Origin of the sequence: Cystobacter fuscus (assembly GCF_002305875.1) — a bacterium.
Classification (GTDB): Bacteria; Myxococcota; Myxococcia; order Myxococcales; family Myxococcaceae; genus Cystobacter; species Cystobacter fuscus_A.
This window is the reverse complement of record NZ_CP022098.1, coordinates 1,902,714-1,922,586: the sequence shown is the minus strand read 5'-3', so window position 1 is coordinate 1,922,586 and position 19,873 is coordinate 1,902,714. Positions and strand designations below refer to the sequence as shown.

Genomic DNA, 19,873 nt, shown 5'->3' with positions numbered 1-19,873 from the left:
AGGGTCCATGTCCTCTACGACTCCAAGGATCCCCCGCGTGCTGGTATCCGGCGCCAGCGTCTCCGGTCTCACCATCGCCTACTGGCTTGCGCGCTACGGCTTCGACATCACCGTCGTCGAACGTGCGCCACACCTGCGTCCGGGTGGGCAGGCGCTCGACGTGCGTGGGCCGGCGCTCACGGTCGCGGAACGTATGGGCATCCTCGCCAGGCTCCGCGAGCACAGCACCAGGCTGACGGGGTTCTCGATGGTCGACGCCAACGGCAAGGAGACACACCGAAGCGAGGAGCGCACCCTCACGGGCGGGCGTTTCGAGAGCCCCGATGTTGAAATCATGCGCGACGACCTTTGCCGCGTGCTGCACGAGGTCGTGGGCAACCGGGTGGAGTATCTCTTCGACGATTCGGTCGCGTCGCTCACTCAGAACACGTCGGGGGTCGACGTGACGTTCGAGCGCGCAGCTTCTCGCCGCTTCGAGCTCATCGTAGGCGCAGACGGCCTGCACTCTCGGGTGCGGAAGCTCGCGTTCGGCCCCGAGCCGCGGTTCCTCCGTCGTCTTGGCAATTCGTACATCGCGGTCTTCGGCATGCCGAACTTCCTCGGTCTCGAGCGCTGGGAGGTCATGTACCAGGACGAGGGAACCGGTGTCGGCGCGATGGTCATGGCCTTACGCAAGGATGCCAACGCGCGGGCGTATGTCGGCTTCACGGCCGCCGAGCCTATCGAGTACGACTACCGTGACATCGTGGCTCAGAAGCGCCTCATGGCCGAGCGCCTCTCGGGCGGCGGGTGGGTGCTACCACGGATTGTCGAGCACATGATGACGGCGCCCGACTTCCACTTCGATTCAATCAGCCAGATCCGCATGGAGGGTTGGTCACGCGGACGCATCGTGCTCGTCGGCGACGCGGGATACAGCGTCGCACTGGCGTCGGGACAGGGCACGTCGGTCGCAATGGTGGGCGCGTACGTTCTCGCCGGTGAACTCGCCAAGCACAAGGATGACCTGGCGAGTGGCATCACCTCGTATGAAAGCGCTCTGCGCGACTACGTGATTCGCAATCAGGACATGGCGGTCAAGCAGCACGAGCAGAACGCCGGTCTGCAAGCGCCGACGGTCGGCGAGCCGTCGGACGAAGAAGAGAACGGCGCCGCGGATGGCCTCCCCGACTTCGGTGCACTGACACTGCCGTTCGAGCTCAAGGACTACGAGGGGTTGGTGAGGCCCTGAGAAGGTGTCAGACGATTTGCTCGGATGGGCGAGCGAACCCGGTTGCCAAGCGCCAGGGGCTCCGCGCTCCTCACTGCCCGAGCGACGAGGGCGGCTGCTTCGCGCTGAAGGCGGGCGAGTAGCATTCCCCCTCGTGCTCATAGAGCACGTCCGGGCACGGGGCCTTCAACTTGTGAGGCATCCAGCAGGCACCGACCAACTCGACCTCGGCGTAGCGATGGCAGGGAGGGCGCTTCTGTCCCTTGAAGGGCTCGCGCGGCAGCGGACGGGCGAGTACGGATTGCCCCGCGTCCGCGGTGTCCACGAGCACGCCATGGGCGGGCATGTCCGGATTTTCGCCCGCCGCGGGCTCCTCGTGGCGCCCAGGCGCGGGCGGGGCGCTCGGGGGTTGGGACACCGAGGGCGGGCGCACCAGCGCGAAGAGAAGGGCGCACACCATGGCGGCGCTCGCCATACCCAACCCCAGGCGCCACCGGAGGCGGGGCTCGTGGGTGTCGGCGACGGCGCGGGCCATGCGCCGCACTTCCTCGAGCACACTCTCCAACGTGAGCAGCAGCGACTCCGCCGACTGCCTGTCCAGGGCCCTGGCCCAGTCGGTGTGCTCCACCTCCATGGCGGAGTAGCCCCGTGAGGCCCAGGAGCCGAACATCACCCTCCAGTCCTTGCGCGCTGCCGCGTCCTCCTTGGCGGCGTGCTTGCGCACCAGTGCCGTGGCCCCGCTCGTCTCGTGCGTGGCCAGGTAGAGTTCCTCCTGGCTGTCATGGGACTGCTGCACCTGCTCCTGAATCACGTACGGCCCCAACCGCTCCGGTTCCTCCCCGCTCGCTTCGGACTTCTTCTCCTCATCCATGAGTGCTCCTCCCGCCCTGACCTCCCGCCTGCTGGTGGCCAGGAGCCATGGTGTTCGCATGGACCGCGCCTGACTTCCAGGAGGTACTCGGTTCGTCGGGTGGGGGCCTACTCCTGGGGAAGGTGTCCGGCGAAGTCTCACCAGGTGATCAACGGGGAACGATGCACCCAGGTGTCGTCGCGCACCTGGTCCAAGGCTTCCTGGAGGTGTCTCCTGGAGGTGTCAGAGAACTTGTTCCGCTCCCTCGCCGCCTACGAGTCGTCTGACACCTCTCAGCGGGGGGCTGCCTGGCGCCAGCAGCTGAGAGCGGCTGAGTTCTCCGCTCGCGCGCCGGCTTGTCCCAATCAAATGATGTGGACCATGCTCCGCGCCCATGTCGGCCACGATCAAGAGAGGGCGCAAGCCGCCACCGAGCCATGAGCGCACGAGCCGAGCCCTTCAAGGGCTGCGCCCGTGGACAGTGACGCTGGTACTGGCCTTGACCGCATGCGCAACGGACGATGGAATGCGGTGGGAGCAGGAGCCCGCCAGAGCGGTGGCGGAGGAGTCCTGCGAGTCGGTGGCCGGGCCCTCGCGGGTGGTGCTCGAGGCGGAGGGCCGACAGGTGGTGCTCCCCGCCCTGTCTCAAGCCCAGGCTCACCTCGGACGGCCGAGTGCTGCCCTACAAGGGGACAAGGCAGCCGCCTCAACCCATTGCCATTCTCGGACGCAACCGTACAGGCAAGACGGTGACGAACGGGAGGGAGACCGTCCGCTTCGACAAGCACGGCTTCGCCGAGTTCGAGACGAAGTTCGAGACGCTCATTGATGACGTCCACATCGGGAGCAGCAGCCACAGGATGCATTACCGGAGGGATGTCCATCTGGGGAGGCGGATACCAATAGATTTTCGGATGGAGGAGTTCAAATGAGTGTTCAATGGAGACCGCACGTCCTGAAAGCGCCAGGTTCCGTCAGTCCACATGAATTGGAGCGGCTCGAGTCCGCATGGGGAGTCAAACTTCCCGATGACTACAAGCGGGTTGTATCCATGTATCAGGGCATGGCCCCCGAGCCCAATGGGTTCAGGGTTGGAAGAGGCGACAATGCATTGGGTGTGCTACTGACAGTTTCCGAACACGAGGGGAGGGAGAGCTACTCCATCCTCAACTCATACGAAGTCATTCGCTCCCATGTCCCATCGGGCATCTTCCCCTTCGCCAGAACCCCTGGTGGAGAGGACCTGTGTTTTGACTACCGAGGCTCGCCCGAACAGCCTCGCATCGTCCTCGTCTCCGTCGAGGGCTCCGTCCACCCCGTCGCCAACAGCTTCCAGGAGTTCATGGACGGGTTGTACGACGACTGAAACTCTACTGGAAGCGGCGGGAATCGAACCCGCGCCGGGCGGTGCGAAACCTCTAGCAGATTCGCGCCCTTACCTTGTAACCGCCCGGAATGCTTGGGAGTCGTCATCCCGCCGCGTCCCGCCCTGTCCCGCCCCGTTCCAGGCCGTTCCGCAGGCTCATGCGACATATGCGCGACATGGCGGAGCCGACCCCCTCGCGTGTTCGTTCGTCGCTGTCGGAGCGCGCTGACATACTCCGAACGGCCCCGCCAGGACCCATTGGGTCCTCGCTTCGACAGAGGACCCGACCATGCGCCTTCGAGCGTGCATCGCACTTCTGCGCTACGTCTCCGCCTGCGCTACGTCAGCGCCGAGCCCGGAAGAGCCCGTGGACTGGGACCCGAGGTATGCCAACCTCCAGCGAGCGGCGAAGCTGCCCTGGACGGACGGGGGGCGGTGCGCCGTCCGCGAAGCTTCCGAGCCCTGGCCCGTGCTGGCGGAGCGGTGCTATCAGGCCCTCGACCATGACCGGCTCGAGTTTCACGACCTCACGGGACGATGCGCGTTGGCCTCCGCGGGCGCTGCGGCCATGGGGCTCGGGGTCTGCGTCCTCGCGGCGCCGGAGCTTGTGGTGGGCGCGGTAGTTGTGGCGGGCGTGGTGGTGGTGGGCTTCGCCATCAAAGAGGCCCTGGAGGCTTACGAGAAGAGGGGCCGTCCCCAGGTTCGGCCGCCGCCTACTACGCTGCCGGTGCCGGAGACGCGGCCGGTGCCGGAGACGCGGCCGGTGCCGGAGACGCGGCCGGTGCCGGAAGCGCGGCCCGTGCCTGTAACGAAGCCCGTGCCTGTAACGAAGCCCGCCCCGCAGGAGACTTCGCCGGAAAAAGGGCCCAAGCCGGAGCCCAAGGGGCCGGATTTTTTCCCGCCGCTGGAGCCACCCGAAGTCACGGAGCGAGAGCGCCGCCGCAGGTGCGAACCCATCCCGGTGCCGCACGAGGGCAAGGATGACGCGCATAACAAGTGCGCCGATCAGTTTCCGCCCAACCGTTATCCCGGAATGGATGTGCTCGTGGACGGCGTGAGCTTCGATGCACTGCAAGTCGGCGTGCGTGTGCTGTGGGAAATCAAGACCCATCGATTCGACACGTACCCTGACTTTATCCAGGATAGGGAGATTGAGAAGGAAATGAAGCAATTGGACAGGCAGCGAAAAGCTGCGGCGGCATGTGGATATGACTATGTCGTTGGGGTGAGCACCGAAGCGCACAAAGACGCGCTGCTGCGAGAAGACCGGCGCCTTAATGCAGTCGTCACGGGGTGCAAACGATGACCAAGCGGAAAAGACTCGGAATTATCGTCTACGCGCCTGCGCTCGTGGGCAACGACCGCCGCGCGCTCGATAGCGTCCATGGAATGGAAAGGGCGCTCCCCGGCTTGCGCCTGGAGTGGAGAGTTACCGAGAGGCGGCGGCTTGCTGTGTTGCCGCAGCGCGATGCGTGGCTCGTAGAAAACATTGAGGACGGGGGATTCCCTCTCGTGTGCAACGGGGACGAGAGTCACCCCGTGACGGTTTGGGGAATGGGAAAATCGGGACTCTTCAGCCCAGGCGGTCAGGACCAGTTTGAAGTGCATGCAAAACTGCCACTGGACGAGCCTGTGATCGCGGCAGCGGCGGCTGTGCTTGAGGGCGTGGCGGAGGGGGCGCGTGCGTTCTGGGGGGAGGCGACGCCAGACGACGCTGCGGGGGATATCGCGTATCAGACAGCACCCACGCGGGGAGGGCCGCCGTCCCCACGCCGGGGGTTGCCCGCCCTGAAACTCTTCGAGCACATCCGCTCGCCAGAGATTCCCTATTACCTTGGATGGTTGAACTACTGGTCGGCCGCTGCGGCACGGGCCATCGGCTTTCCGGACCCCTCCCGCGACGCGGAGTTGCTGTCACGCTCACGGCGTACCGCGACGGGCGGGTGGGTAGTGCAGCTCACGGATGCGCCGCTCGACCTGGACAACCCGGCCCACCTGGACGCGCTTAAACGGGCCTACGAGCGCTTCCCGGAGATTGGCGGGCGCGCTACACCTTGAGGCTCGGCACGGCTCGCGCTGGCCGCACTCAGGGCCCCTTCGCTTTCCCCTCGGGGAAGGTGACGTTCTCAAGGGTGAAGGTGCGCGGCCCCTGTGCTTCCCATAGCTTGAGGGTGCAGGGGCAGCCGAGCTGCGCGCGCTCCCCCTCGATGCCCACCACGACGGCACCGGCCCCATTCGCGGGAATGGGCGCCAGTGGCCACCGGGCAAGCTCCACCTGCTCACCCGTCGAATCCACCAGCGCGGCCCCCGCCAGCGTCCAGGGCTCGGCGCCGGGGTTTAAGAGGCGCAGCCGCACAGCCACGCTTGCCGGGTGGATCTCGTCCGTGGGCGTGTAGCTGTAGCTCCAGGCTTCATCAAGCCGCAGCGCGTTGGCTGGCTGATCCGTCAGTCTGACAAGCGGCTTGAACGCCACGACCCCGGCCCCCTCCAGCTCGAGCCAGGGTTGTTCTCCGGCTTCCCCAACCGGTCTCCTGTCATGGAAACGTCAGGGCCTCCCAGGTTCCTGGGCAACCCTCTGTGGACGTGCCCCGCTCTCCGACCCCGGCGAGACCGGGAGGTCAGGCCTGTGCAACCTCCCGATGCGGCCTTCCGCTGTTTCGATGGCGTCGGCTCTCGCGACAGGTTCCTTTCGGGGCTCAATCACGCGGCCCACCCACTTGCCGTCTACGCTTCGCAGCCCGGGTTACCCCGGCACCACGCAAGACTCGCTTCCGGCTGGTGGCCTCCTTTGCCGGGCAGGACTCGCTCCTGCTGGGTTACTCGTGAGGTTTCCGTTCTACATCCCTTCCTCCTCACCCAAGCTTAGCCTGGCGCACCGAAACTCGAACTCAGGGGCTCTGCCCGCGCGAGGACCCGAGGATGCACAGCAGGCGAACCAGGCGCAGTCGCCGCAGCAACGGCTGCGTTGGGCGGAGGTGGACTTGCGGCCCCCCTCCCCGAAAGCAACCCCGGTGCGCCGTCCTGGAGGGATTCTCCCTGCACGCCAACACGCACCTTCACACGAACGACAGGCCGGGGCTGCATCACGGCTACTCAGTCACACGCCCGCGGCCCCAGCGGTTGATGGGCTCCTGGCACCAACATTCACCCGTGACGCCATCGCTATAGACGCAGAACTTCTCGGGGTTGTTGGGAATGAGAGGCTCCTCCCGGGCGCTCATGGTCAATCAGGTCCCGTCGAAGCCCCGGCAGAGCGCGTCTCCGAGCAGGTAGCCCAGTGCGTGGCTGACACCGTGGAAGAGCCGCTCCTTGCGCAGGGGCAGCAGCTTCACCGCCTCGTCCGGCACCTCCACCTCCGCCGCCTTTGCGCCAGCCGTCTCACATAGCCGCCGCCGTGCAGGTACAGAACGACAGGCTTCGGCGCCCCGGCGAACATGGCGCGCAGGGCCTGCGCGTCCGATGAACTGATTTCGTGCTTGATGACAGACATGTTGGTCTCCCTTCCTGCTATTCTAGTGGACTGTAAACGAAGTTATTGGACATAGTCAGGAGCGATGTCGCTCCACCCACTCATGCATTTTGGGACGGGTCCAGGACCAGGTGAAGGGGTGGGCGTAGAGGCGGTTGTACTCGGGCCAGCTCGCTTCGAGGTGGGCGATGAATTCGGAGCGGCTGGCCCAGTCTCCCCGTTGCAGATAGCGAGCGGCGAAGGCGCGCAGGAGCAGCTCGGCCTGGTTGAGCCAGGAGGCATGCGCCGGGGTGAAGAGCACCCGGACACGTGGGTAGTTGTGCCGCAGGAAGGCGCGTGTTTCCTGGGCGATGTGACTGGAGCCATTGTCCCAGATGAGGTGGATGCGTCGCAGTTGCCTGTACTCCCCAAGCAACTCGGGGAGCACTGCGCGCAAGCACGCCGCGTCATTGCGCTCCAGGCACCAACCGCGCATCTGGCCGGTGTGGACCTCCAGCTTCACCAGGAAGTTCACGGTGCCGTGCCGGATGTACTCGAACTCACGCTTCTCATGAGCCCAGGACGCATGGGGCGCGTGAAGCAGCGACGCTCCAACACCTGGATGTTGGGCTTCTCGTCCAGGCACAGCACCACCTCGCCGCGCTCGGCCAGAGTCCGTGCACGCTCGTAGCACCAGAGGATGGATGCCGCCTTGTGTCGGAAGGTGTCATCCGGAGTCGGTGTCTTCCAGTAGCGGGAGCGATGCGGTTGCAGGTCGGCCGTGCGAAGGATGAGCGCCACCTCGGAGTGGGAGATGGTTGGAGCAATGCCCCGCAGTTGGGCGGCACGTGCCAGGCTGCGGGTGGACCAGTGCGTCATGTGCAGCCCGACTCCGGCCGGCTCACAGCACGCCAGCCGCACCACCCCGACGCGCTGGAGGGGGGGGAAAGCTCCCGCGGGCGACCGGAACGGGGAGCATCCATCACCACGTCGACGCCCAATTCATCGAAGCGACGACAGAGCGCCCAGATGGTTCTGCGGTCCAATTCGAGCCGGTCAGCCAGCTCCGACACGAGGGTGGCCGGGTCAGCCATGGCCAGCAGGACTCGCGCTCGCCGGGCGATGCGCTGCTCGGTGCGTCCATCCCGCACCAGTCTCTCCAGGTAGGAGGCCTCTTCTGGCGACAGGTGGACGAGTCGTGGAGGGCGTCTTCTCATCCACCAGAGCTATTCATCCCCCGCGACTATGTCCAACTACTTCGTTTACAGTCCACTAGCCGCTCTGGCGGCGCGCTCCCGTGGTCACTCGCATGGAGGGACCACGGGTCTGATGGCTCGCTGAGTGACTTTCACCAGGAGATCAACGGGGAGCGATGCACCCAGGTGTCGTCACGCACCTGGTCCAAAGCAAACCTCGCGACGTCTGCTCGCGAGATGGCTCCGCCATGGAAGCTGGAGAGATCCGTGAGCGCGCGGATCGTGTCGCGGCTGGGCTTGTTGGTCAGGACGGAGGGGCGAACGAGAACCCAGTCGAGCCCGCTGTCCCTGACGATGGTCTCCTGCCGATTCTTGTCGGCGTACACCTTGCGCAAGAGAAGCGGGAAGATCAGGTTGTCGAAAAGAAAGCCGCCGTGCCCAGCACTGTCACCGGCGCCAATCCCTGTGATGCAGACCAGACGTGAGACCTGCTCGATCTTCATTGCGCTCACGAGCGCCCGCGTCGCGGTCGAGAGAAGCGTCACCTCGCGGAACGGGCTGGCCGGTGTGCCGAGTACACTGACGACGGCGTCCCGGCCTTTGAGCGCCTGGCGCAAGGCCATCTCGTCGCGGGCGTCTCCGACGATGAGCGTCGCCCCCTTGAGCTCACTCGCCTTCTCGGCTGAGCGCACGAGCGCGGTGACGTCATACCCTCGCGCCACTGCCTGACTGACGATCAGGCGGCCGGTGCCGCCAGTCGCGCCAAGAACCAGTATCTTCGGTTGGGGTGTCCGGATGTTGTTGGTTACGGAATCTCGCATGATAGCTACCTCGGAAAGCGGGACGCCTCCTGGGAGGCAGTCCCGTCGTTCATGTCCCGGGTGATGATTAGAGCCGGCCCTCCGCGAGCAGGCCGCGGGTCCGTTTCAGCGTTGACAGCAAGGCGCTCTTGTAGCCCTTGTCGCTGTTCATCCATTCTTGTTCGGCCTGCTCTTCGGGGCCGTTCGGCTTCTTGCCGCGCAGGCCGAGATAGCAGTAGAACCGAAGTTGAAGCGCGCCGGCTTCGTCCTCGAACAGCTCGTTGATGATCGCGCCTTCGCGCGGACCGGTGACCTGGAAGAAGGTCACCTTGCGCTCCGGCTCGAAGGTGATGATTTCGCGCAAATCATCGCCTGCGATCGTGGCTTCACGCACGATGTGCGTCACGCGCTCCTCCACGACCTCGCAACGGGTGCAGACGTTGGGCGGGAGAAACAGGCGGGCGTCGCGGGCCTTGAGGACCAGGCCTTTCCATGCCTGCGCGCGGGTCAGCGGGGTCTCGCCCTCCGGATTCACCGGAACCGTGGCGGTTGAATAGATCATGATGGAATTCCTTGTTGTTGGGGTTGCCGTATGGCCTGTGCCGTCAGGCCGAGGCCGCGCTCTTGGAGGCGAAGTCGCGATAGGAGCGCAGGGGACGGGTTGCGCCGGTAACGAGGAGGGTCATGGGGCTCACTCCGGGTTCGAGTCAGAAGACACCCTATAAATGAGCGATCCACACGTGGGCCGACAGATGGTATCTTTGGACGGACCGTCTCACTGGTGGAACGGTCTCCCTGGTGGAACGAATGGATCTGCTTGCCCTCGCTGATTTCAATCTCGTCGCCCGGCACGGAGGGTTCGGACGAGCCGCACGCGCCGCTGGGCGCCCGAAGGCGACCCTGTCCCGCCGGGTCGCGGAACTGGAGGCCAGCCTCGACCTGCGCCTGTTCGAGCGCGGGGCGCGCACACTGAAGCTCACCGAGGAAGGACGGGCGCTCTTCGAGCGAGCGGGGGCATTGCTTACCGAGCTCGACGAGACCGCGGCAGCGATCGCTTCGGGTGGGGAAAGGCCGCGAGGCAAGTTGCGGATTAGCGCGCCGCTGCTCTTTTCGCAGACCGCGATGGGTAAGCTCGCGGCCGGCTTCGCGCTGAAATATCCGGAGGTCCGGCTCGAGATCACGACGGAAGATCGGACCGTCGACATCGTAGAGGAAGGTTATGATCTGGTCATCCGGGTCAATCCGAATCCGGATGAAAGCCTTGTCGGACGAATCCTTCTGCGCGATCGGCTGATAGTCGTCGCGAGTCCGGGCCTCGCTCGACCGGCGGCCAATGTCGCTGTTCCGGCTGTAGTGCGGGGGGCGGGCGACCGGACCGCGGCCTGGGATGTTCTGGTGCCAACTGGAAGATCACGCATCGCGATAGAGCCAGTCCTTCGCCTGTCATCACTCGTCATGGTCCGCGATGCTGTCCGAGCGGGCGTCGGCGCCGGACGCCTCCCAGTGTCACTCGTCAGTCACGATCTGGCTGCCGGCACGCTGGTGCATTGGGGTGATGCAGACGGGCCAGACATCGTCCTGTGGACGCTCTATCCATCGCGGCGGCTGCTGAGCGCTCGTGTATCCGCCTTCCTCGACTATTTGAAGGAAGCTTTTCCTAGAGGAACGCCTGACGAGCTGGCGGCCTATATCGGGGCGTAGGATGGGTATCGCTCGGGCTCTTCTGCTGGCCTTCGTGCGGAACGAAGGCCGAAGGGATTGATGCCGGCCGCCCCTGCCAGAGTCAGGGGTCTGTCGCCCTTGCCACCGCGAAGCTGTCCTCGAAGAGCCGGTAACGAACGATCAGGCCGTTGCGTATCGTCATGTGCAAGGCAAATTCACTCTCGATGATTTTGCCTGTGCGCTTGACGCGTGATTCCAGCGCGCCCAGCGCCACGGCCTCGTCGCCGTCGACGACGAGCGAGCGGACCTCGAAGCGGAGCGGTTCGACCTGTTCTCGAAGCGAGCGGAAGAAGTCCGCAACGCCAGCCCGCCCCGTTCTTCTCCCTATCCAGGAGACCCTCCGGGTGTCGCCTGGGATATCCCAGTCGACCTCCTCACTGAACAGCGACGCGATGGCGTCCGGCTCCGCTCCCGCTCGCAGGCGTGCGAAATAGGCGCCGGCGATGGCGCGAGTATCCGGGTGTTCCGCGGGTTTGCCCCGTAGGAGCCGGACGCGCTCCAGGTCCGCGCTGGTGAAGTCCGGATCGACATAGATATGAACGCGCCGGATCAGCGGCCCATCGAACTCGAAGACATTGCAGAAGCGGCCCTGGGATATCTCGTTGTCCGGCCAGTGCACACCGCCGCGCGTCACGCCGCGCTCCGTCCCCTCGACCACGATGCTGTCGCCCGAGACCACGTAACGGAAGCCCTCGATATCGTGCTCGATGCTTTCCAGGTAGCTCGTGAGCATCTGCGAGAATCGTGCGAGCTCGGCCTTGCCTCGGCTCACGCCAAACTTGGGGAAGAAAAACTGCACGTCGTCAGTGAAGAGCTCCATGAGTCCAGGGTCTCTGCGATCCGCCTTCCTGAAATAGTCCTGGACCGCCTTCAACCGGCTGTTGCTGTCGGGTTGCTCCGCCATATCGCCTCTTTATGTAGAACCGGCTACAGAAATAGGGAGCTTGATGGGGAGCGTCAAGAGATTCTATAATCCCGGCTACAGAAATAGGGCCGACATGTCGAATCGAGGAAGACCCCGGAGTTTCGATCGCGATCTCGCCCTGCGGCGCGCGTTGGAGGTGTTCTGGGCCAAGGGGTACGAAGGCGCACAGATCGCCGATCTCACCTTGGCCATGGGAATCAATCCACCGAGCTTCTACGCGGCCTTCGGTTCGAAGGAGGCCGCTTTTCGCGAGGCGCTCGAGTTGTATCTGGGCACGTCCGGCGCCGGCAGCATGCGAGTCCTGGACGAGGTGGCGACAGTCCAGGAGGCCATCGAGGCCATGTTGAGGGAGAGCGTGGAGAGCGCACTGGCCGCACCCCACGCGAAGGGCTGTCTGGTTGTCCTGGGGCTCGTCAACTGCGCTCCGGACAACGCGCCGCTCGGCGGTCACCTCGCGGAAATGAGGCACACCACCTTCAGGCGGCTCCAGCAGCGAGTCGAGCGGGGAGTGCGGGACGGAGACCTGCCCGCCCACGTCGACACGAAGGCCCTGGCCGCCTTCTATTGCACCGTCATGCAGGGCTTGTCGCTACGGGCCAGGGATGGAGCCTCTCGCGAGGAGCTCCTCGGCACGGTGACCTTGTCGATGAGCATCCTGAACGCCCACGAAACCCCCTCCCCGGCGAATCGCCGGAGCAGCCGCACTGGAGCGAGACGCGTCCGACCCATGAACATCGGCCCCGAGGCGGACGAGAAGCAACGAGGACAGAAGGACCTCCACTCCGTCAAGGGGCGGCCGTCGGCTTCTCGCTCATGACGTCGGCCAGCATCCGCATCAACCGGACCAGTTCGTTGAAGTCCTTGAGCGTCCAGTCGCGGAACAAGGTCAATGCCATTTCCTCGCGGGCGGCATCGACGGCGTCCGTCGCCGCCTTCCCACGCGGGGTGATGATCGCCTCGCGTACCCTTTTGTCGGCCGAGCCCGCGCGGCGGTCGACGAGTCCGAGTTCCTCCAGCCTCGCCACCTGGCGGCTGACGGTGGTGTAGTCGCGCCCGACGCGACCAGCGAGATCGCCCACGCCGATCGGCCCCAGCCGCTCGACCAGGACGAGGAGCGGGAAGAGCGCACGCTCGAGCTTCAGGCCCGCCATCTCCAGCATCACCACGTCGCGCTCAGGGCGGTTCATCACGCTCACGATGTCGATCAGCGCTCGATGCAGCTCGGGTAGGGACGCCTTGATATGTGCATCATGCACATTTTTCGTTGACACGCACTCATCTCCTGTAGATATGTGCATAATACACATAGGAGGTGACTGTGGAAGAGCAAAGCCCGATCGCGGTTTTGATCTGCGGTGCCGGTGCCGCCGGTCTCACCCTCGCCATCGACCTGGCACGACGGGGTGTGTCATTCCGGCTGATCGAGAAGATGGATCGTCCGTTCCCCGGTTCGCGGGGCAAGGGTATCCAGCCGCGGACGCAGGAAGTGTTCGAGGATCTCGGCATCATCGACCGGCTCGTGGCGGCCGGCGGCCTCTACCCGCCGTCGCGGGAATATCGCGACGACGGCAGCCATGCCGAATCGGACGTGGTCGAGCCGCACGAGCCGACACCGGCCGAGCCCTACCACCTCGCGCTGATGGTCCCGCAGTTCCTGACCGAGCGGGTGATGCGCGAGCGGCTCGCCGAGTTCGGCCATCATGTCGAGTTCGGATGCGAGCTGGTCGGGTTCGAGCAGGACGAGGGCGGGGTGACGGCGCGCCTCGTGGGTCCCGCGGGAGAGGAGACCGTGCGCGCCCGCTATCTCGTTGGGGCGGACGGAGGGCGCAGCTTCGTGCGAGGCACGCTCGGCGTGGATTTTCCCGGCAAGACGCTGGGCGTGCGCGCCATGGTGGCGGATGTCCTGCTGACCGGGCTCGACCGTGATGCCTGGCACCAGTTCAACAGGGGTGACATGGAGCGGCAGGTTTCTGTCTGCCCGCTCGCCGGAACCGACCTCTTCCAGCTCCAGGCACCCATCCCGCTCGAGGGCGAGTTCGACCTCTCGACCGAGGGGCTCGAGCGGATGGTCGCCAGTCGCACCGGTCGAAGCGGCATCCGCGTACAGTCCGTGTCGTGGGCGTCGGCCTACACGATGAATGCGCGGCTCGCTGAGCGCTATCGCGTCGGTCGGGTGTTCCTGGTCGGCGATGCCGCCCACATCCATCCGCCGACGGGAGGACAGGGCCTCAATACCAGCGTCCAGGACGCCTACAATCTCGGATGGAAGCTCGCGGCGGTGCTCGGCGGCGCTTCGGAGCGCCTGCTCGACAGCTATGAGGAGGAGCGGCGCCCGGTCGCGGAGGCGATGCTCGGCCTTTCGACCCGCCTGCTCGACGCGATGAAGCGCGGAGTGAACCGTCGAACCCGCGACGTCCGTCAGCTCGACATCGGTTACCCGGAATCGTCGCTGGCCCTCGGGTCATCCGCGCGTCCCGGTGGTCTGTTGGCCGGAGCTCGTGCACCGGACGCGCCCCTGCGCGGAGCCGCTGGCTGCTCCCGACGCCTGTTCGAGCTGTTCGCTGGCCCACACTGGACGCTGGTGGGTTTCGAGACAAAGTCAGACATCGTCGTGCCACGACGCGGACTGCGCATCCACAAGGTCGGGGTCGGCCGCGAGCTGTCGGACGAAGCGGGGCATCTGCGCGAGGCCTACGGTCTTGCTCCTGGCGAATGGGTGCTCGTGCGGCCAGATGGCTATGTCGGTGCGATCGTCGCCTCCGAGGAGGCCCATACGCTCGACAGCTATCTCGCGGGGGTTGGTCTGGCGGTCGAAGGAGCAGAAGTGAGGACGGCATGAAGCAAGCTTCTCTCGTGCGGCCAGCCGAATCTCCGGGGATGCACACAAACTGCGGGAGAGCCATGTAACCGGGGCAAGCCCAAAAGGGCCCCCATCCGTCCTATACTTTATACTTCGCACAACTCGGCGGCACCCGTCAGCGGCCCTCCTCAGCCCCTCTGCACCAGCCCTCACCCTCAACAGGCCTTCTATTCGCCCTATGCGTTGGATCTCGGATGCGACCTTGGGTGGATGAGGCACCAATGTCGAGCAGCGGGTGGGGGGAGGGACTCGTCGCTTCAGCAGTCCGTTCTTCCCCTGCTGCGTGCCGAGCTGGAGCAGGCGGCACGCTCCGCGCCGCGGTGAGCGAGGGCCCCCAAACAAAGGAGGGGACCCTCAACTCCCTCCTTGGCTCAGGGGATGACCGTTGCGCTGCGTGTCTTGCAGATCAGACCGTTGGCGCGGAAGGGAAGGGCCTTCTTCCCGAGAGCCACCCCCGTCGTGCTGTTGAATGAGAGCAGCTCGGGATTGTTGCCCAGGATGAGCAGACGGCCATCCTCGGTGGCGTCCATCCCCATGATCCAGCCGCTGTAACCCTCGAGCTTGATCGTCTGGGGGCTCTCCGTGCGATTCAGCGCGAAGGTCTCGATCGAGTCCGTGGAGTGCCACGCGAAATACCCGCGGTCTCCCCCAGCCGCCATCCTGCTGGCATGAGGACGGTTGTTGAGCGTGCACGAGGTCACATGCCGCGCCGCGTTCCGGAAGGAGTCGAACTGGACGGGCGTGTTCAACACGGACGTGTTGGTGCCATCGTAGTCGAGCAGGGTGAGCAATCCATTGCGGTACGAAGTGACCGCTTGGCAAGCGATGGGGGCGATGTCCGTGCTTCCATCCACGAGGGAGATGCGCGCCAGACCCCGGTCGTGAATACAGCCGTAGAGGTAATTGCCATTCCAAGCCAGGGAGGAGACATCATACAAACTGGAAAGCTTGGAGGGCACGCCAGCGCACGTCCGTCCACTGTCCAGCCCCACCACGGTGGGGGTGTTGTAGTTGAGGGTCATGCAATAGGCAGACTCCGTGGTGAGCTGCTCACACCCTCTGGGCACGACTGGATCGGAGGCGGTGGACACCGTGTTCTCGGGCCGCAACGTTCCCGGCTCGCCGATCTCGAAGCTGGCCGCCTCGTAGCATCCGCGGAAGGAGGACAGATTGCGCTCAACGAGATCCTCGGCGGCATTGACGAGTTGGGTGGACTTGTAGGCTGGCCACTCATAGGCGAAGGGGCCCACATAGTTCTGGGTCTGCTCGTAGCTGCGGATCTCAACGGGCACTCCCGCCGGCGCCGAGACCTTCTGAGCGTGGTAGCCATTCACGATGATGCGCTCCACGTTGGCGCCGGGCTCGACCTTCACGTTCCAGGTGGTGGCCGTGTACGCGGACAGCACAAGCACCGAGGAGCCAGCACGCGTGACCCGTACCTGGACGCTCCGAGTGCCATCCGCTCCCAGCGCGGCTTGATAGATGCCGATGACATGGAGCTGCGCTCCACTCCCCATGGACTGTTCGTATTGAACGTATCTGCTCGAGCCACACGCATGGACGCCAGTGGCATTTCCTCCCTCGAGGGTACTCCGGAACGGCAGGGGCGTGAGGGGAGAGGCCGTCGAGGACGCGGGACACCAGGACGCGTTGGCTGTGGATGAGACCACAGCCTCTTCGCCCGGGGAATTCATCGACGGTGACCCCACCTCAGTGCTCCCGGAACCGACGTCATCTTGAATGGCTTGCCCACATCCGACGAGCAACATCAGGCAGGACAAGAGTGAGCTACGCCAAGAACCCCCGCTCTTCATTTTCATGGAAACGCCTCCTGGACAGGATTGGCATGACAGCTTAAAGGAATTAAAGAACTTTCCAACCCCGTTCACACCTCTGACACGGTGAGGCACGTCCAAAGGACGCAAGCGCTCGTGAAGTATAGGCGGAGGGCGGGTGCAGGGATGCGGCGCCGGTGGAGGGGTGAGAGAACACCCCATGGGGCACACGGCGGCCCTGGCCACCCTGGCTTGAGGAGAGCAGCAGGGAGTTGTGGGTCGTCCTCTTCAGGCGATTTTTAAGAAGCATCGTTCCTTGATGAGGGTGGCCAAGCACAAGCCGATATCTCCCAGCAATCTATATGCCAATCAAACATGGAGAGGTTTTTCCTCGGAGGCACGTGTAGGGCAAATGCTAGACGGACGGATCCGACCATTCGTGACGGGACCCGGACGAAACTGTCCATTCCCCATTCAGAAGCAGGTGGCGCCGGGCTTTCCCGACGAGGGGTCGCATCCGGTATGTTCTTCGCGTCGAGCCCCACCTCCAGGTGGGTGCCCGCTCCCGCAGTGGCGATGCCTTCGCTCCGTCCGGTCTTGCCGGGCGGGTCACCGGACGTCCAACTCCGCCCAGGTACGGCCGCCGTGACAGCGACTGCGCCTGGGCCGCCTGTCGCGCATCTGGCGGAGGGGAGGCGGCTTCAGTAGCCCACCGAGTCGCTGTAGGTGAACAGCTTGGTGCCGTAGTTGCCGCCCCACTCGTAGCCGTAGCGGCGCTCGGCCTCGATGTCCATGATGCTGTAGAACATGCTGCCGGTGCGGTCGCTGAAGATGCCCTTGTCCTCGTTTAAATCATAGAAGCGGTACCACATGATGCTGCCGGCCTTGATCTGGATCGGGTTGTAGGAGTCGTTGGTGTTGCCCGAGGGTCGATTCACATAGGCTGTGTTGGCGACCTTGACCGTGCTTTTCTTGTACCAGGCAATCGCGGCCCGGACAGCGACCTTGACCTCGGTGGTCTGCGAACGGGTCATCAAGAAGGTGACGATCCCCACCGATTCGTTGCCGCTCCTGGAAGGCAGCGCATAGGCCCGGGCTCCCTTCGGAGCGTAACTGACCGGATCATGCTGGGCACACCACACGGTCTTCACGCCGCCCTGAACGATTTGCGGGAAGGTATCTCTTGCATACCAGGGATCAAGAGCGTACCTTCAGCATCCTTGGTATGCTGAGCGATACTGAAGACGATCCCATCTACCGGGCCGACTGCCCCAGCCGCACGATCCTCGATCAGATCGGCGACAAGTGGTCGATGATGGTCCTTGCCGTGCTTGTGCGCACGCCGAGGCGGTTCAACGCAATCAAGCGACGGCTCGAGGGAATCACCCAGCGCGTGCTAACGCAGACGCTGCGAAAGCTCGAACGCAACGGGATGGTCCGCCGACGCGTCATCGGCGGCTCGCCGCCGGGCGTCGAGTACGCGATCACCCCGCTTGGCAGATCGCTCCAGGAGCCGTTCGCGGCACTGTACGATTGGACCCTCGCGCACATCGACACGATCCAGAAGCACCAGGAAGCCTACGACCGCGAGCGTCCCCCTGGAGCGCCCCCTGAGAAGGTGTCCTGAGAAGGTGTCAGACGATTTGTACGGGACGATTTGTACGGACGATTCGTAAGAAACTCCAGGAGGTGTCTCCAGGAGGTGTCAGAGAACTTGTTCCGCTCCCTCGCCGCCTACGAATCGTCTGACACCTCTCAGGCTACTTGGGGTGCGTGGAGCTCGCGCGCCGGGCGGGGGCGTTGCGCGCGTCCGGCGCCGCCCGGGCGGGCCGAGGGGAATACCTAAGTCCTTTTTCGTGTCGGATGCGATCGTGCACATCCGCGCCGCCGTCAGCCAGACACGTGCTCACCATGCCACACCTGCCTCCTCCGCATTCACCCCTGGCCCGCTCGACGCTCATCAAGATGGGGGTGCGCATCGCGGTGGTCATCGCGCTGTCGACGTTCTTCAGCGACACCGCGCGCGAGGACGAGCTGGGCCAGCTGGCCAAGGCCTTCGAGGCCATGGCCACCCGGCTGCGCCGCCGCGAGGAGGACCTGCGCGCGGCCAACGAGGGGCTCGAGCAGCGCGTGGAGGAGCGCACGCGCGAGCTCAAGTCGGTCCACCAGCAGCTGGTGCAGACGGCGCGGCGCACGGGCATGGCGGAGATCGCCACCAACGTGCTGCACAACGTGGGCAACGTGCTCAACAGCGTCTACACGTCCTCCCAGGTCGCCAAGGAGCGCGTGCTGGGCATGCGCCTGGACCATGTGAGCCGGGTGGCCCAGATGCTCCAGGCGCGGCAGGCCAATCTCGCCGTCTTCCTCACCGAGGACGAGCGGGGCAAGCTGCTCACGCCCTTTCTCGACAAGCTCGGCCAGAACCTGATGGACGAGCGCCAGGAGGTCATCTCCCTGTTGGAGGACGTCGGCCGTTACACCGAGCACATCGGGGAGATCGTCAAGGTGCAGCAGGACTACGCCCGCACGCCGCGCCTGTACGAGCCGGTGGTGCTCTCGGAGCTGGTGGAGGACGCGCTGCGCATCAACGCCGCGGGCCTCACGCGCCACCACGTGACGGTGGAGCGGCGGCTGGAGCCCGTGCCGCCCCTCGTCACGGACAAGCACAAGCTGTTGATGATCCTCGTCAACCTGGTGAGCAACGCCAAGTACGCGCTGGATCCCGTGCCCGAGGACTCGCGGCGCCTCGTCGTGCTGCTGCAACGCTCCGCCGAGGGCTCCATCCACATCGCCCTGCGCGACAACGGCATGGGCATCGCGCCCGAGCTGCTCACGCGCATCTTCCAGTATGGCTTCACCACGCGCGAGGAGGGGCATGGCTTTGGCCTGCACTCGAGCGCTCTGGCGGCCCAGGAACTGGGCGGTACCCTCAGGGTGGAGAGCGAGGGCCCCGGCCGGGGCGCCACCTTCACGCTGGTGATTCCCCCACCCCCTGCCCAGGCGGAGACATGAGCATGCACCCGAACCCCAGGCGCCTCCTCGTCATCGACGACTCGGAGGCCATCCACACCGACTTCCGCCGCATCCTCACCGACGAGCCGCTCAAGAGCCGGGGCGAGCTGGACCTGATGGCCGACGCGCTCTTCGGTCCCGAGGCGGCGGGCTCCAGCGAGGGCAAGACGGTGGTGGAGGTGGATTCCGCCTACCAGGGCGAGGAGGGCGTGGAGCGGGTGCGCGAGGCGCTGGCCGCGGGCCGGCCCTATGCCCTGGTCTTCCTGGACTACCGGATGCCCCCGGGCTGGAACGGCGCCGAGACGCTGCGGCACCTGCGGCAGGTGGCCCCCACGCTGCCGGTGGTGCTCTGCTCGGCCTACTCGGACTACTCCTGGGCGGAGCTGCAGGCGGAGTTCGGCGAGTCCCGGCTCCTGCGCCAGCTGCGCAAGCCCTTCAACCGGCAGCAGGTGCGCGAGCTGGCCCTGGGTGACTAGAAGCAGCCCTCTTCAGACAGTTATTGACAGCTCTGTCTATTTCCGCGAGGCTTGAGCCAAATCAAATAGTGTCACCCTGTTCATCCCTCACGGAGGCATATGCAACGCCCTGGTCTTCAGATTCTGGCCCTCTCTCTCACTCTTGGAATCGCCGAAGCAGCCCCGGCCCAAGCCCCGGCCCTGGCCCCGGCCAAGAGCGTCACCACAGACAACCTGACTGTGTATTCAGGAGC

General features: G+C 65.1%; 22 protein-coding genes and 1 pseudogene. 11 read left to right on the top strand and 12 right to left on the bottom strand.

All coding sequences use genetic code 11. From position 1 onward, the window contains the following. Positions 1-37 precede the first annotated feature (37 nt). A complete protein-coding gene (locus tag CYFUS_RS08035) occupies positions 38-1,231 on the top strand; it encodes an FAD-dependent monooxygenase (RefSeq protein ID WP_232537436.1) in 1,194 nt (397 codons plus the stop codon). 70 nt (positions 1,232-1,301) lie between these two features. Here CYFUS_RS08035 and CYFUS_RS08030 read toward each other — a convergent pair whose 3' ends face one another. Beyond that, entirely contained in the window at positions 1,302-2,081 is a 780-nt protein-coding gene (locus tag CYFUS_RS08030) for a hypothetical protein (protein ID WP_095984689.1), read from the bottom strand. A gap of 653 nt (positions 2,082-2,734) precedes the next feature. On the opposite strand from CYFUS_RS08030, the gene CYFUS_RS08020 reads away from it, so the two are divergent. The 4 genes from CYFUS_RS08020 (at position 2,735) to CYFUS_RS08005 (ending at position 5,484) form a co-directional block, all read left to right on the top strand. Then, on the top strand, positions 2,735-2,992 hold the full coding sequence (locus CYFUS_RS08020; RefSeq protein ID WP_198316502.1) for a hypothetical protein: 258 nt from the start codon (positions 2,735-2,737) through the stop codon (positions 2,990-2,992). Further along, on the top strand, positions 2,989-3,426 hold the full coding sequence (locus tag CYFUS_RS08015; protein ID WP_095984687.1) for an SMI1/KNR4 family protein: 438 nt from the start codon (positions 2,989-2,991) through the stop codon (positions 3,424-3,426). The genes CYFUS_RS08020 and CYFUS_RS08015 overlap by 4 nt, the downstream gene beginning before the upstream one ends. A gap of 289 nt (positions 3,427-3,715) precedes the next feature. Then, a complete protein-coding gene (locus CYFUS_RS08010) occupies positions 3,716-4,732 on the top strand; it encodes a DUF6310 domain-containing protein (protein WP_095984686.1) in 1,017 nt (338 codons plus the stop codon). Beyond that, complete coding sequence (locus CYFUS_RS08005) at positions 4,729-5,484, top strand: DUF5953 family protein (protein WP_095984685.1); 756 nt, start codon at positions 4,729-4,731, stop codon at positions 5,482-5,484. The genes CYFUS_RS08010 and CYFUS_RS08005 overlap by 4 nt, the downstream gene beginning before the upstream one ends. A gap of 28 nt (positions 5,485-5,512) precedes the next feature. Here the strand turns inward: CYFUS_RS08005 and CYFUS_RS08000 are convergent, their stop codons facing one another. The 7 genes from CYFUS_RS08000 to CYFUS_RS07975 form a co-directional block, all read right to left on the bottom strand. Further along, positions 5,513-5,899, bottom strand: a complete 387-nt coding sequence (locus CYFUS_RS08000; RefSeq protein ID WP_157758315.1) for a DUF2381 family protein — start codon at positions 5,897-5,899, stop codon at positions 5,513-5,515. A 754-nt stretch (positions 5,900-6,653) separates the two neighbouring features. Beyond that, positions 6,654-6,779, bottom strand: a complete 126-nt coding sequence (locus CYFUS_RS53815) for a hypothetical protein (RefSeq protein ID WP_269770216.1) — start codon at positions 6,777-6,779, stop codon at positions 6,654-6,656. A 192-nt stretch (positions 6,780-6,971) separates the two neighbouring features. Next, the gene (locus tag CYFUS_RS52460) at positions 6,972-7,409 is read right to left on the bottom strand and encodes a transposase (protein ID WP_232537435.1); all 438 of its coding nucleotides are present in this window, start codon (positions 7,407-7,409) and stop codon (positions 6,972-6,974) included. Continuing rightward, positions 7,406-7,753, bottom strand: a complete 348-nt coding sequence (locus tag CYFUS_RS52455; RefSeq protein ID WP_232537434.1) for a hypothetical protein — start codon at positions 7,751-7,753, stop codon at positions 7,406-7,408. Before CYFUS_RS52455 ends, CYFUS_RS52460 begins: the two co-directional genes overlap by 4 nt. Further along, entirely contained in the window at positions 7,750-7,968 is a 219-nt protein-coding gene (locus CYFUS_RS07985) for a helix-turn-helix domain-containing protein (RefSeq protein WP_232537773.1), read from the bottom strand. Before CYFUS_RS07985 ends, CYFUS_RS52455 begins: the two co-directional genes overlap by 4 nt. Positions 7,969-8,222: 254 nt before the next feature. Continuing rightward, positions 8,223-8,891 (bottom strand): NAD(P)-dependent oxidoreductase, encoded by a 669-nt coding sequence (locus CYFUS_RS07980; protein WP_095984684.1) that lies wholly within the window; start codon positions 8,889-8,891, stop codon positions 8,223-8,225. A 67-nt stretch (positions 8,892-8,958) separates the two neighbouring features. Then, a complete protein-coding gene (locus tag CYFUS_RS07975; RefSeq protein ID WP_095984683.1) occupies positions 8,959-9,432 on the bottom strand; it encodes an AtaL-like protein in 474 nt (157 codons plus the stop codon). Positions 9,433-9,677: 245 nt separating this feature from the next. On the opposite strand from CYFUS_RS07975, the gene CYFUS_RS07970 reads away from it, so the two are divergent. Next, positions 9,678-10,571: a LysR family transcriptional regulator gene (locus tag CYFUS_RS07970; RefSeq protein WP_095984682.1), complete on the top strand. Its 894-nt coding sequence runs from the start codon at positions 9,678-9,680 to the stop codon at positions 10,569-10,571. 82 nt (positions 10,572-10,653) lie between these two features. Here the strand turns inward: CYFUS_RS07970 and CYFUS_RS07965 are convergent, their stop codons facing one another. Then, complete coding sequence (locus CYFUS_RS07965) at positions 10,654-11,496, bottom strand: nuclear transport factor 2 family protein (RefSeq protein ID WP_095984681.1); 843 nt, start codon at positions 11,494-11,496, stop codon at positions 10,654-10,656. 94 nt (positions 11,497-11,590) lie between these two features. Between CYFUS_RS07965 and CYFUS_RS07960 the strand changes: the two genes are divergently transcribed. Then, complete coding sequence (locus tag CYFUS_RS07960; protein WP_232537433.1) at positions 11,591-12,334, top strand: TetR/AcrR family transcriptional regulator; 744 nt, start codon at positions 11,591-11,593, stop codon at positions 12,332-12,334. Here CYFUS_RS07960 and CYFUS_RS07955 read toward each other — a convergent pair. Beyond that, positions 12,303-12,788 carry a MarR family winged helix-turn-helix transcriptional regulator gene (locus CYFUS_RS07955; RefSeq protein ID WP_198316501.1) on the bottom strand — a complete coding sequence of 162 codons (486 nt, stop codon included), beginning with the start codon at positions 12,786-12,788 and terminating at the stop codon, positions 12,303-12,305. The two genes, CYFUS_RS07960 and CYFUS_RS07955, sit on opposite strands and share 32 nt — an antisense overlap. A 47-nt stretch (positions 12,789-12,835) precedes the next feature. Between CYFUS_RS07955 and CYFUS_RS07950 the strand changes: the two genes are divergently transcribed. Continuing rightward, positions 12,836-14,356, top strand: coding sequence for an FAD-dependent oxidoreductase (locus CYFUS_RS07950; protein ID WP_095984680.1), 1,521 nt, complete (start codon positions 12,836-12,838; stop codon positions 14,354-14,356). A gap of 392 nt (positions 14,357-14,748) precedes the next feature. Here the strand turns inward: CYFUS_RS07950 and CYFUS_RS07945 are convergent, their stop codons facing one another. Further along, positions 14,749-15,894 (bottom strand): hypothetical protein, encoded by a 1,146-nt coding sequence (locus tag CYFUS_RS07945; protein WP_095984679.1) that lies wholly within the window; start codon positions 15,892-15,894, stop codon positions 14,749-14,751. Positions 15,895-16,853: 959 nt separating this feature from the next. Further along, positions 16,854-17,303, bottom strand: coding sequence for a pectate lyase (locus tag CYFUS_RS07940; RefSeq protein ID WP_232537432.1), 450 nt, complete (start codon positions 17,301-17,303; stop codon positions 16,854-16,856). A 74-nt stretch (positions 17,304-17,377) separates the two neighbouring features. On the opposite strand from CYFUS_RS07940, the gene CYFUS_RS07935 reads away from it, so the two are divergent. The 3 genes and pseudogenes from CYFUS_RS07935 to CYFUS_RS07925 all read left to right on the top strand — a co-directional run bounded on the left by CYFUS_RS07935 (position 17,378) and on the right by CYFUS_RS07925 (position 19,640). Further along, on the top strand, positions 17,378-17,779 hold the full coding sequence (locus tag CYFUS_RS07935; protein WP_095991869.1) for a winged helix-turn-helix transcriptional regulator: 402 nt from the start codon (positions 17,378-17,380) through the stop codon (positions 17,777-17,779). A gap of 386 nt (positions 17,780-18,165) precedes the next feature. Next, positions 18,166-19,164, top strand: a pseudogene (locus CYFUS_RS07930) (ATP-binding protein); the annotation flags it as partial. After that, on the top strand, positions 19,161-19,640 hold the full coding sequence (locus tag CYFUS_RS07925; protein WP_095984678.1) for a response regulator: 480 nt from the start codon (positions 19,161-19,163) through the stop codon (positions 19,638-19,640). The pseudogene CYFUS_RS07930 and the gene CYFUS_RS07925, both read left to right, overlap by 4 nt. Positions 19,641-19,873: the final 233 nt, after the last annotated feature.